We start from the raw sequence: 10,744 nt of genomic DNA on the forward strand, positions 1-10,744 counted from the left end.
CCGCCCCACCGTCCGGCGCCCCACTGCGCCCCGCGCCACTTGGCGGCGGCGAGGACGGCGCCCCTGGCGAGGCGGGCCCCGGCCGGGGTGTTCAACCGGTGGGCCAGGGGCCGCTGTTCGCGCAGGGCCCACAGGGCGACGATCCAGGCGGCGGCGCCCCGGTAGACCTGCCCGGAGTCGCCGACGACGGTGACCTCGTCGAGGGTGGCGCGGTGGTCGAGCCCGGGAAAGCGCTGCCGGGCCTCTTCGGAGGACGCCGGTACCAGCTCCAGGGGCACCAGTTGCGGCTGCCGTACGAGCCAGTCGCGCACGAAGGCGCACAGGGAGCAGTCGGCGTCGTAGAGGACGGTGAGCCCGTGGACCGGGACGCGCGAGGCGTCCCGGTCCTGGGTCCCGCCGGCGGCCGGGGCCACCCCCGTCACGCCCCGGCCGTCGGCGGAACCCAGCCCTGCGGCGCGACGGGCGGCACCTGCTCCCGCTCCATGACCCCGCGCCGCCGGATCTTGTTCAGCACGAACACGTTGCCCAGGTGCATCACCCCGAGCACCAGCAGCACGACGCCCACCTTCTTCGACAGGGCCTCGAAGATGCCCCGGGTGTCGTCGATGGTGCCGTCGCCGCTGAGGTACAGGGCGACGAATCCGAGGTTGACGAGGTAGAAGCCCACCACCAGGAGGTGGTTCACGGCCTCCGCGAGTTTTTCGTTCCCCTGGAGGACGTCGGCGAGGAAGATCCGTCCGTTGCGGCTGAGCGTGCGGGCCACCCAGACGGTGAGTCCGATGCTGACGATCAGATAGATGACGTAGGCGATGACCGTGCGGTCCATGCGCCTCCCCCTTCTTGAACACGTTCAAAAATGCTGACAGGAAGAACTGTAGGAGCATTTTTGAACGTGTTCAACTTGGCTGCGCTGGGACCTGCGTCACACCCGCCGCGCCAGCTCCGGACGCTTCGAGTAGTCCGTGAATCCGATGACGTTGCCCCAGGGGTCGGCGATCTCGACGGTCCACCCGGTGGCCACGGAGAACGGCGGATCGAGCAGCGAGATACCGGCGGCGCCGAGGTGCTGCGCGGCCTTCCGCGCGTCCGGCACCTCCAGCCACACGCGCGGCGAGGGCCACGGCGGCGGCCGGTGCCCCAGCCCATCCTCCTGGCGCAGCAGGACCCCGGGCGTCTCGCCGCCGACCTTCAGGATCGCGATACCGGCCTCGTCGAGCCGGAACCCGACGGTGAACCCGGCACGTTCGTAGAAGGGGACCGCCTCGGCGAGGTCCCCTACGGGGAGGAGGAGGTTGTCGAAGCCGAGCAGTTCGTACGACTCTTCATCTGACATTCCGTCAGATTAGGTGTCGAGCGCCATGTGCCCGAAGATGGCAGACCGGCGGATCACTCATTGAGGTGAGGTCGGCTACTCTGCCCCCAGATCGCGGTAGGGGGGAGCCATGAGCCGAATGCGGATCGCGTTCGGGATGATCGTCGTGATCGTAGGGACGGCGTGGCTCCTCGGAGGCCCGGATGTCCTGCGCTCGGGCGGTCGGCGGGCGTTGGTCGTTCTGCCGTACGTGCTCCTGGGACTGGGAGTGCTGCTCCTGCTGCGGGCGGCCGTCCCCCGAGGGCTGCTGGCCGCCCCTGTCGCACTGATCCTGGGCGGCGCCTTGTGGGCCGCCTATGCCGCCGGCTACCTCGGTGGCGGGGCGACGGCGAAGGCCTGGCCGGCCCTCGCCGTCCTCCTGGGCGTGGCGATCGCACTGGGCGGCCGACCCACGACCGCCGACGACACGAACCACGGGCCGCTACGGCGATATCGCAGCGTGGTGGTGCCTGTTCGCCCCGAACTGGCGCAGTCGACGGCCCCGTTGAGACGGATTACCGTTGCCTCCTATCTCGGGGACGTCCGTCTGCGCCTCGCCGACGTACCCTTCGGCCCCGATGCCCGCATCGCGGGCGCGGGCCCACCCGCCGAGGTGTTGGAGCTCGACGTCACCCTTCTGTTCGGCAGCGTGGCCATCGAAGTGGACCACCGGTGCGCCGTGGTGAAGGGCGATGTGGCCAACACGCTGGCGGTCCATTTCGCCGACCAGGTACGTGTCTACGCCACGACCGACATCTATGCCGACCAGGGCCGGTCCGAACTGCCACGCAGGATTCGGCTGAACGTGATCGGCGTCGGTGGCACGGTCGCCATCCGGTCACGCTGACCCGTCGCCTCCGGTCGGAGGGACGGAGGGCTGCCATGTCGGGGGAATGGCGGAGGGGTGCGAGAAGGGCTTGTCGCCCAGCTTGCTGTCCCCGGCCAGCGTGTGCCGCTCGGTCTTGCGCAGGTACCTGGTCAGGTACTGGTTCAACTCACGCTCCTCGGCCGCGGTCTCCGGCAGTTTGTAGTGCAGGGCCGCGGCGAGGTCGAACCGGTGCACGTCGAAGACGGTACCGAACAGCGAACCGGCGTAGGCGGCGATGACCAGGGCACCCCGGTAGGCCAGGACGGACAGCGCGGCAGTGGCGACAGGTACCAGCGACCAGGGGTCCAACCGCCCGAGCAGGGGCAGCGTGATGAGCGACAGCAGACCGAAGGAGGCGGCCAACGAGGCTGTGGTGGTGAGGAGTTCCAGTTGGCGCGCCATCGCCCCGGCCAGCCGCTCGGAGACGTATGGGTAGATCCGCGGGTAGACGACCATCGAGTCCAGGCCGTAACGCTCCCCTGCCAGGCGTTCGCCGCGGCGCAGTACGTTGCCCAGGCACGTGGGCATCAGATCGGTGACCGGCAGGCCCCGTGGGAGGGAGGAGAGCCCGACATCGTCCGGGTAGCCGTCACGAATCTGCTTGTCGCGTGCCTCGGCGCGGGCCTGGCGGCCCATGCGGCGCTCGTGGGCGATCAGTGTTGCCAGCGTCGACGTGCCGGGTTCGAACCTCAGCCGCTCCCATTAGGTGAGCTGGACCCGCGCCGCGGCGTTGTCCCTGCGCCTGCGATGCAGTTCGATCGCGGCTCCGCGCAGTCGGGCCAGGGGAGACGGCGGCTCCCAGTAGCCTTCGATCTGCTGCACCAGGGCGCGCTCGAAGGGGCGCAACAGGATGCCGCCGACCAGAGCGGCTAGGGCGAACACCAGGGCGAAGCGCGCGTCGGATCTGTGCGGGATGACATCGTCCAGACCGACCGGACGGTCCAGGTCGTATACGTGGGCCCGGATCAGCAGCGCTGTCACTGTCACCACGAGGGTTCCCGGCAGCACGTTGAACAAGCCGAAACTGGCGCCACCCATCGCTTTCACGCCGGACTTGACGAGGTCACCGAACATACCCGCCCACCCTCACGGACTCGCCAGCAGTGTCATCGCCAGAGGCGGGTGATCCTTGGTGCACACCGGGCTCCCCTGGCGGGGAAGCCGGACCGGAGGGCTCCAGCAGGGCAGGCAGGCATAGATGTACAGAGACGCCGACTTGGCCGGTTGCTCCCTGCCCTGGCCCACGACGGCGATCGCCAGTGTTTCCTGCCCGCAACGGCACTCTTTCGACTCGGACGAGTCGGAGGTGAACAGGTTGGCCGTGCAGATCGTGTTCTGGCACACCCGCTAGAAGGTCTCCTTCCCCGCCTTGCCGAGAAGCCCCCGCTCGGGAGAAGAATTGAGCAGCAGCGCCCGCCGTACGCCCAACACCCCGATCAGTAGACCCAGTTGACCCGTGCGGGCGACCCGTCTGTCTGCCACACTGCCTCCCCCGGCCACCAGTCTCCCGAGTATGACGCGCCGTCCCGGTCCGGGCCAGGCATTCGCGGAGCATGCGGTACGCGGAGACGAGCGACCCGTCCCGCGATCGCCCAGCGGGGTGGATGTGACAGATCAGCGCGGAGTGTCACGCCTGAGGATCGCTGTGGTGGTATCCGGCTCGGGTCTGAAGGCGGATATCAGGGCGCCGAGTTGGTGGGAGCCCGTGGTGAGGATGGTCTTGGCCGGGTCGTCGCTCTCGCGCAGGAGGATCGTTCCGGTGGGGGCAGAGGCGACGTAGACGCAGGAGGAGGCCTCCTCGCTGTAGGTGGACTTCTGCCAGTTGAGTGGGATCACGGCTCGGCTTTCAGGTGTCTTGGGCGATGCGGTGGATGAGGTCACGGGATGCGTCGGGTTCCAGGGTGGCCTCCTCCATGCGGTCCAGGATCAGTCGGTACTTCGTCAACTGTGCGGCAGCGTCGATGAGTTCGCTGCCGTGCGCGGCGTCGAGCTGTGCCGTGTCGAGGGCGGGCACCGGCCCGTGGGCGTAGTCCAGGCCATGGCCGACGGTGGGGAACACGGTGCCGTCGAAGGGAATCACCCGGACCGTGACGTGTGGCTGTTCGCTCGTCTTTGCGAGGTGGTCCAGTTGGGCGCGAGCCACTTCGCCGCCACCGAACCGCATGCGCAGCGCGGCCTCGTGGATGATCGCCGTGTAATGCGGCGGCTGTGCTCGGTGAAGGATGGCCTGGCGCTTGATCCGGTGGGAGATGCGGTACTCGATCTCGTGCGGGCGGAGCGTCGGGACCGCCTGACGGAAGAGGGTCCGGGCGTGTTCCGGGGTCTGGAGCAGCCCGGGGATGTTGATCACCTGGGCCACGCGTAGGGCGACGGCGTGGTGCTCCATTTCCGCGACGTCCAGGAAGCGGGGCGGGAGCGTGTCCCGGTACTCCTCCCACCAGCCGCGCTCGCGGTGCGCCGTCATGGCTACGAGCGCGTCGATCAGGGCTTCGTCGGTGCAGTCGTAGTTCTGGGCGAGAGTGCGGACCCGTTGTTCGCTGAGGCCGAAGCGACCCGTCTCGATGTTGCTGATGCGCGCCTGGTTGGCGCCGAGCATCTCGCCCGCCGCACGAGCGGTGAGGCCCGCGTGCTCACGCAGTTTCCGCAGCTCGGCGCCCAGGCGGATCTGGCGTGCCGTGGGTGTCTGCCGTGGTGGCATGCTCTTCCGCTCCCTCGTCCCGTGGTCACCCACACGAGTGGGCCGTCGGATGTATTCGCAGGTTTCGTAGAAACCATTCTACGTGAGCCGCTACGGTGAGTCCCGAACTGCTCAACTACCCCCTCCGCAGGAGGCGTTCATGGTCACCGTATCCCCGCCAACGTGGGCGTACGCCCTCCAACTGCCCCACGATCCCCGCGCCGCCCGCATCGCCCGCGCCACCGTCCGTGCCGTACTCGCCGGGCACGGCATGGATCAACTGGCCGACCCCGCCGAACTGTTGGTCTCCGAGCTCGTCACCAACGCCTATCGTCACGGGGCCGGCACCGCTACCCTCCGCCTGCGGTGCCTCGACTCCCGGCGCCTGCGTGTGAGCGTCTGGGACGCCAACCCGGACATTCCGCCGCCGTTCGACAAGCGGTCCGGTCCCCTTCGTTCGGTTCCGGTCGACGCCGATGGCGGGCGAGGGCTGTTCCTCGTCAGTCACTACGCCGTGGCGTGGGGCGGGTATCAGCTCGGGGACGATCTCTTCGGGATGGGCGGGAAGTTGCTCTGGTGCGAGTTGGCGGCGGCCTGAGCCTCAATCGCCCTTTGGCTGGCCCGCCTTGAGGATCTCGGCCACGTCGAGGGTGACCTTGGCGCCGAGGGTGTCGGGGAGGGTGACGAGTTCGCCGGGGGCGTGGATGCGGTGGCTCGCGTACTCGTCCTTCGCCGGGTCGGTCAGGACGTGGAGGCGCTGGTGCTGGCGATCGACGATGACGTAGACCGGGATCTTGGCCTGGGCGTAGCGGTGACCTTGGTGCGGAGGTCGGCCGGCCAGTTACTGGAAGTGACCTCCAGGACAAGGCGGAAGACCACGGGGTCGTAGCAGTTGTTCTCCACGAGGTGGTCGTCGACGTCGGCTTCGACGACGCAGAGATCGGGGATCGCGTAGTCCTCGGGCTCGTCCGGCAGCCAGACGCCGATGCTCCGGTGAACCTCGGTCCCGTCCTCATCGAGACCGGCGGCCTCGAAGGCGTGAGTCACCTTCTTCAGCACCCTCGTGTGAGCGATGCCAGGACGGGGCGTCGCCAGCATCTGGCCTCCGATGATCTCGACGAGGACGCCCGGAGTGCGATGCATGACGCGGTTCGCCGCCTCGATCTGCGACATGCCAGATGCTGCCGACGTCATCACGCGCCTCCCGCTGGGCTGTTGTCGAGAGCATCTTCGTAGGCGGAGCCGCCCCAGGAGCCCTGAACCGCACGCTTCACCCGATCGTGGCCCCCCAAGCCCGAGGGCCCCGTTCCAGAACAGGAACGGGGCCCTCGGGGACGTACAGGAAGGAACCTCAGAAGCGCCGCGTGATCAGCGCCCGCTTCACTTCCTGGATCGCCTTTGTGACCTCGATGCCGCGCGGGCACGCGTCCGTGCAGTTGAAGGTGGTGCGGCAACGCCACACCCCGTCACGGTCGTTGAGGATCTCCAGGCGCTGCTCGCCGGCCTCGTCACGCGAGTCGAAGATGAAGCGGTGGGCGTTGACGATGGCGGCCGGGCCGAAGTACTGGCCGTCGTTCCAGAAGACCGGGCAGGACGACGTGCAGGCGGCGCAGAGGATGCACTTCGTGGTGTCGTCGAAGCGCTCGCGGTCCTCCGCCGACTGGAGGCGTTCCCGGGTCGGCTCGTTCGTGTCCTTCGTGATGAGGAAGGGCATGACGTCGCGGTACGCCTGGAAGAACGGGTCCATGTCGACGACCAGGTCCTTCAGGACCGTCAGACCCTTGATCGGCTCGACCGTGATCGGCTTCTCGGGGTTGAGGTCCTTGATCAGGGTCTTGCAGGCGAGACGGTTCTTGCCGTTGATCCGCATCGCGTCCGAACCGCAGATGCCGTGGGCACAGGAACGGCGGAAGGTGAGGGTGCCGTCCAGTTCCCACTTGATCTTGTGGAGGCCGTCGAGGACGCGCTCCTTGGGGTCGATCTCCAGCTGGAAGTCCTCCCAGACCGCTTCCGCCGAGACCTCGGAGTTGAAGCGGCGGATCCGGAAGGTGACCGTGATGTACGGGGAGTCGGCGAAGCCGGGCTCGGGCTGACCGGCCGCTTCCGCCTTGTCCAGAACAGGGGTAGCCATCAGTACTTACGCTCCATCGGCTGGTAGCGGGTCTGGACGACCGGCTTGTAGTCGAGACGGATGGACTCGGTGCCGTCGTCGCCGACCTCGCGGTACGCCATGGTGTGGCGCATGAAGTTGACGTCGTCGCGGTTGGGGTAGTCCTCGCGGTAGTGACCGCCGCGGGACTCCTTGCGGGCGAGGGCGGAAACCGCCATGACCTCGGCGAGGTCCAGGAGGTTGCCGAGCTCGATCGCTTCCAGCAGGTCCGTGTTGAACCGGCGGCCCTTGTCCTGGATCGAGACGTTGCGGTAGCGCTCGCGCAGCTCCGCGATCTTCTCGACCGCCGTCTTGATCGTCTGCTCGGTGCGGAACACCATGACGTTCGCGTCCATGGTCTCCTGCAGCTCGCGGCGGATGACCGCCACGCGCTCGGTGCCCGTGGAGTTGCGCAGGTGCTCGACCTGGTCGATGACCTGCTGCGCCGGGTCCTCCGGCAGCTCGACGTAGGACGCCTTCTGTGAGTACTCCGCCGCCGCGATGCCCGCCCGGCGCCCGAACACGTTGATGTCCAGGAGGGAGTTCGTGCCGAGACGGTTCGCGCCGTGCACGGAGACGCAGGCGACCTCGCCGGCCGCGTACAGGCCCGGGACGACGGTGGTGTTGTCGGTGAGGACCTCACCCTCGACGTTCGTCGGGATGCCGCCCATCGCGTAGTGCGCGGTGGGCTGGATCGGGATCGGGTCCGTGTACGGCTCGATGCCCAGGTAGGTGCGCGCGAACTCCGTGATGTCGGGCAGCTTGGCGTCCAGCTGCTCCGGCGGGAGGTGCGTTAGGTCCAGATACACATGGTCGCCCTCGGGACCGCAGCCGCGGCCCTCCCGGATCTCCGTGTAGATGGAGCGCGAGACGACGTCACGGGACGCGAGGTCCTTCATGACCGGCGCGTACTTCTCCATGAAGCGCTCGCCGTCCTTGTTGCGGAGGATGCCGCCCTCACCGCGGGCGCCCTCCGTCAGCAGGATGCCCATGCGCCAGATGCCGGTCGGGTGGAACTGGAAGAACTCCATGTCTTCCAACGGCAGCCCGCGCCGGTACACGGCCGCCTGGCCGTCACCGGTCAGGGTGTGCGCGTTCGACGTCACCTTGAAGAACTTGCCGCAGCCGCCGGACGCGTAGATCACGGCCTTCGCCTGGAAGACATGGATCTCGCCGGTCGCCAGCTCGTACGCGACGACGCCCACCGACGTCTTCACGCCGTCGACATCGGCGATCAGCTGGTCGAGGACGTAGAACTCGTTGAAGAACTCCACGCCCTCCTTCACGCAGTTCTGGTACAGCGTCTGGAGGATCATGTGGCCGGTGCGGTCGGCCGCGTAGCAGGACCGGCGGACCGGGGCCTCGCCGTGGTTACGGCTGTGACCGCCGAAGCGGCGCTGGTCGATGGTGCCGTCCGGCGTGCGGTTGAACGGCAGGCCCATCTTCTCCAGGTCGAGGACAGAGTCGATGGCCTCCTTCGCCAGGATCTCGGCGGCGTCCTGGTCGACCAGGTAGTCGCCGCCCTTGATCGTGTCGAAGGTGTGCCACTCCCAGTTGTCCTCCTCCACGTTGGCGAGCGCGGCGGCCATACCGCCCTGCGCCGCGCCCGTGTGGGAGCGGGTGGGGTAGAGCTTCGTCAGGACCGCGGTGCGGCTGCGCTTCGTCGACTCGATCGCGGCGCGCATACCGGCGCCGCCGGCGCCGACGATGACGGTGTCGTATTTGTGGATCTTCATCAGAATTCCTCAGTCCCTCAGCCCGGTGGCCTAGCGGATGTTCGGGTCGAAGGTGAAGATCACCAGCGTGCCCAGCAGGATGGTGAACACCGTGGCGGTGTAGAGCAGGCCCTTGAGCCACAGCCGGGTGTTCGCGCGCTCCGCGTAGTCGTTGATGACCGTGCGCAGGCCGTTGGCGCCGTGCAGCATCGCCAGCCAGAGCATCAGCAGGTCCCAGACCTGCCAGAACGGCGAGGCCCAGCGGCCCGCCACGAAGGCGAAGCCGATCTTGGAGACACCGCCGTCCAGCACGAGCTGGATCAGCAGGTGGCCGAGGACCAGGACGACCAGCACGACGCCGGACAGGCGCATGAAGAGCCAGCCGTACATCTCGAAGTTGCCCCGGGTCGACTTCGGGGTCTTCTTGGTGCGCTTGCGGGGGGCCTCGATGAGGGGCGCGGGGTTGTCCACGGTGTAGACGGACGCGCTCTCCACGGGGCCGATGCCCGACGCTGCGGTTTCAGTCGTAGACATCTGTGTCAGCTCCCGAAGAGAACACGAGCGGCGTGGCCGAGCACGGGGTAGATCGCCCCGATCATCAGCACCAGCCACAGGCCGACGACGGACCAGAGCATCTGCTTCTGGTAGCGCGGGCCCTTCGACCAGAAGTCGACGGCGATGACGCGCAGGCCGTTGAGGGCGTGGAACAGGATGGCGGCGACGAGGCCGTACTCCAGCAGACCCACGATCGGCGTCTTGTAGGTGGCTACGACCTTGTCGTAGTCCTCGGGGGAGACACGCACAAGAGCGGTGTCCAGCACGTGTACGAACAGGAAGAAGAAGATGAGGACGCCGGTGACTCGATGAGCCACCCAGGACCACATTCCTTCCCGGCCGCGGTACAGCGTTCCAGCCGGCACGGAAGAACCCTCCGGGAGCGGGGATTTAGGGCCGCGCCGGCTTCTCTGTCGGTCGGGCCCGGCCGGGTACGGTCCTCCGGCCCTCAGCATCGTATCCAGCGGTTGATGTGGGTCTTACGGCGGGCCTGCTGGTGTGATCAAAATGGCACCCAAAGGTGCACGTACGGGCTAGTTTCGGGCGGCTAATGGGTGGGGGGTTCGTGTTTGGTGCCGGGTGCGGGTCCGTTGTGGCTGGTCGCGCCCCGCGGCGGAGCCGCAAATGTCACAGCCCCGCGCCCCTAAAAACCCCGGCCAAGCGCCCTCTTGCCAGGCGCCGTAGCTCCTCCGCCACCACTACCCGTTCCTCCTCGGGGTCGTTCGTCAAGCGTGATCGGATGCCCGCCAAGACGTGGTCCAGGACCTCGTCCGGGGCGATGCCGTCCGGGCAGATGACGAACACGTGGCCGAAGCGGGCCTCGTATGCCGCGTGGGCCGCGTCCAGGGCCATGTGGGCGGCCTCGTAGGTGTCGTCCGGCAGGACCGGGAGCGACTCGCCCGCCAGGGCCTCGGCCAGGTCTCCCGCCGTCAGGTCGTACGACGCCTCGTCGGATGCGGCGAGTAGGGAGTCGAGGTCGGGGTAGGGGCGGTGGTCGGTGAGGCGGCGGGACCAGTGGAGGCTGTGGAGGCAGGTGAGGAGGGTGCGGCGGGCGTCCTCGGGGGACGCGGCGTTGAACCCCGCCAGCGCATTCGGGGACGGCGAGGTGCGGGACTGCTCGGGCAGTGCCGGTATGGCCACTCGGCCGGGGAGGTGGGGGAGGCGGTGCGCAGGCAGGGTGGATCCTCGCGTCACGGACGGTGCGGCAGGGGATGCGGTGCTGAGGAGTGAGAAGTGCGTCACCACGTTATCGGGAGTGGTCATGAGTGTCCGACAGATGCCCGAATTTCACCCGGACGGGAGAGTTTCGGAACGCGTGGTGGACACCCGCGATCCACCCGGGGCCGTAGGTTGGCGCCGTGAGCCAGCACAGGCGCCGCTCGTCGGCGAAGCAGGTGAAGCCGTTGAAGCGGCGGCGGGGGCTGATCGC

The 10,744-nt window shown here is 68.1% G+C and carries 16 protein-coding genes and 1 pseudogene; 2 read left to right on the forward strand and 15 right to left on the reverse strand.

The genetic code is table 11. The features are described 5' to 3' along the window. The 3 genes from AC31A1_RS36890 to AC31A1_RS36900 all read right to left on the reverse strand — a co-directional run. On the reverse strand, positions 1-422 hold a 422-nt coding region (locus tag AC31A1_RS36890), incomplete at its 3' end, for a thiol-disulfide oxidoreductase DCC family protein (protein ID WP_489657482.1). Then, complete coding sequence (locus AC31A1_RS36895; protein ID WP_393759582.1) at positions 419-826, reverse strand: hypothetical protein; 408 nt, start codon at positions 824-826, stop codon at positions 419-421. The genes AC31A1_RS36890 and AC31A1_RS36895, both read right to left, overlap by 4 nt. 96 nt (positions 827-922) lie before the next feature. Beyond that, positions 923-1,333 carry a VOC family protein gene (locus AC31A1_RS36900; protein ID WP_489657483.1) on the reverse strand — a complete coding sequence of 137 codons (411 nt, stop codon included), beginning with the start codon at positions 1,331-1,333 and terminating at the stop codon, positions 923-925. A 109-nt stretch (positions 1,334-1,442) separates the two neighbouring features. Between AC31A1_RS36900 and AC31A1_RS36905 the strand changes: the two genes are divergently transcribed. Next, a complete protein-coding gene (locus tag AC31A1_RS36905) occupies positions 1,443-2,198 on the forward strand; it encodes a hypothetical protein (RefSeq protein ID WP_489657484.1) in 756 nt (251 codons plus the stop codon). On the opposite strand, the gene AC31A1_RS36910 is transcribed toward AC31A1_RS36905, so the two are convergent. The 5 genes from AC31A1_RS36910 to AC31A1_RS36930 form a co-directional block, all read right to left on the reverse strand. Next, positions 2,190-2,855: a hypothetical protein gene (locus AC31A1_RS36910; RefSeq protein ID WP_489657485.1), complete on the reverse strand. Its 666-nt coding sequence runs from the start codon at positions 2,853-2,855 to the stop codon at positions 2,190-2,192. The genes AC31A1_RS36905 and AC31A1_RS36910 overlap by 9 nt on opposite strands. 66 nt (positions 2,856-2,921) lie before the next feature. Further along, the gene (locus tag AC31A1_RS36915; RefSeq protein WP_489657486.1) at positions 2,922-3,293 is read right to left on the reverse strand and encodes a hypothetical protein; all 372 of its coding nucleotides are present in this window, start codon (positions 3,291-3,293) and stop codon (positions 2,922-2,924) included. A 273-nt stretch (positions 3,294-3,566) separates the two neighbouring features. Beyond that, positions 3,567-3,701, reverse strand: coding sequence for a hypothetical protein (locus tag AC31A1_RS36920; protein ID WP_489657487.1), 135 nt, complete (start codon positions 3,699-3,701; stop codon positions 3,567-3,569). A 132-nt stretch (positions 3,702-3,833) separates the two neighbouring features. After that, positions 3,834-4,055 carry a DUF397 domain-containing protein gene (locus AC31A1_RS36925; RefSeq protein WP_489657488.1) on the reverse strand — a complete coding sequence of 74 codons (222 nt, stop codon included), beginning with the start codon at positions 4,053-4,055 and terminating at the stop codon, positions 3,834-3,836. 10 nt (positions 4,056-4,065) lie between these two features. Further along, a complete protein-coding gene (locus AC31A1_RS36930) occupies positions 4,066-4,917 on the reverse strand; it encodes a helix-turn-helix domain-containing protein (RefSeq protein WP_489657489.1) in 852 nt (283 codons plus the stop codon). Between the two features lie 139 nt (positions 4,918-5,056). Between AC31A1_RS36930 and AC31A1_RS36935 the strand changes: the two genes are divergently transcribed. Then, positions 5,057-5,494 carry an ATP-binding protein gene (locus AC31A1_RS36935; protein ID WP_489657490.1) on the forward strand — a complete coding sequence of 146 codons (438 nt, stop codon included), beginning with the start codon at positions 5,057-5,059 and terminating at the stop codon, positions 5,492-5,494. A gap of 3 nt (positions 5,495-5,497) precedes the next feature. Here the strand turns inward: AC31A1_RS36935 and AC31A1_RS36940 are convergent. The 7 genes and pseudogenes from AC31A1_RS36940 to AC31A1_RS36970 form a co-directional block, all read right to left on the reverse strand. After that, positions 5,498-6,090, reverse strand: a pseudogene (locus tag AC31A1_RS36940) (Uma2 family endonuclease). 157 nt (positions 6,091-6,247) lie between these two features. Further along, a complete protein-coding gene (locus AC31A1_RS36945) occupies positions 6,248-7,027 on the reverse strand; it encodes a succinate dehydrogenase iron-sulfur subunit (protein WP_317884797.1) in 780 nt (259 codons plus the stop codon). Then, on the reverse strand, positions 7,027-8,781 hold the full coding sequence (gene sdhA, locus AC31A1_RS36950; RefSeq protein WP_200678776.1) for a succinate dehydrogenase flavoprotein subunit: 1,755 nt from the start codon (positions 8,779-8,781) through the stop codon (positions 7,027-7,029). The genes AC31A1_RS36945 and sdhA overlap by 1 nt, the downstream gene beginning before the upstream one ends. A 30-nt stretch (positions 8,782-8,811) precedes the next feature. Then, positions 8,812-9,294 (reverse strand): succinate dehydrogenase hydrophobic membrane anchor subunit, encoded by a 483-nt coding sequence (locus AC31A1_RS36955; RefSeq protein ID WP_026150201.1) that lies wholly within the window; start codon positions 9,292-9,294, stop codon positions 8,812-8,814. A 5-nt stretch (positions 9,295-9,299) separates the two neighbouring features. Next, on the reverse strand, positions 9,300-9,680 hold the full coding sequence (sdhC, locus tag AC31A1_RS36960; RefSeq protein WP_366489326.1) for a succinate dehydrogenase, cytochrome b556 subunit: 381 nt from the start codon (positions 9,678-9,680) through the stop codon (positions 9,300-9,302). 262 nt (positions 9,681-9,942) lie between these two features. Next, on the reverse strand, positions 9,943-10,509 hold the full coding sequence (locus AC31A1_RS36965; RefSeq protein ID WP_489657491.1) for a 2-oxo-4-hydroxy-4-carboxy-5-ureidoimidazoline decarboxylase: 567 nt from the start codon (positions 10,507-10,509) through the stop codon (positions 9,943-9,945). Between the two features lie 52 nt (positions 10,510-10,561). After that, positions 10,562-10,744 (reverse strand): hypothetical protein (locus AC31A1_RS36970; protein ID WP_489657492.1); only part of this gene is annotated, 183 nt, incomplete at its 5' end.

The organism is Streptomyces sp. P5F9, assembly GCF_057961495.1.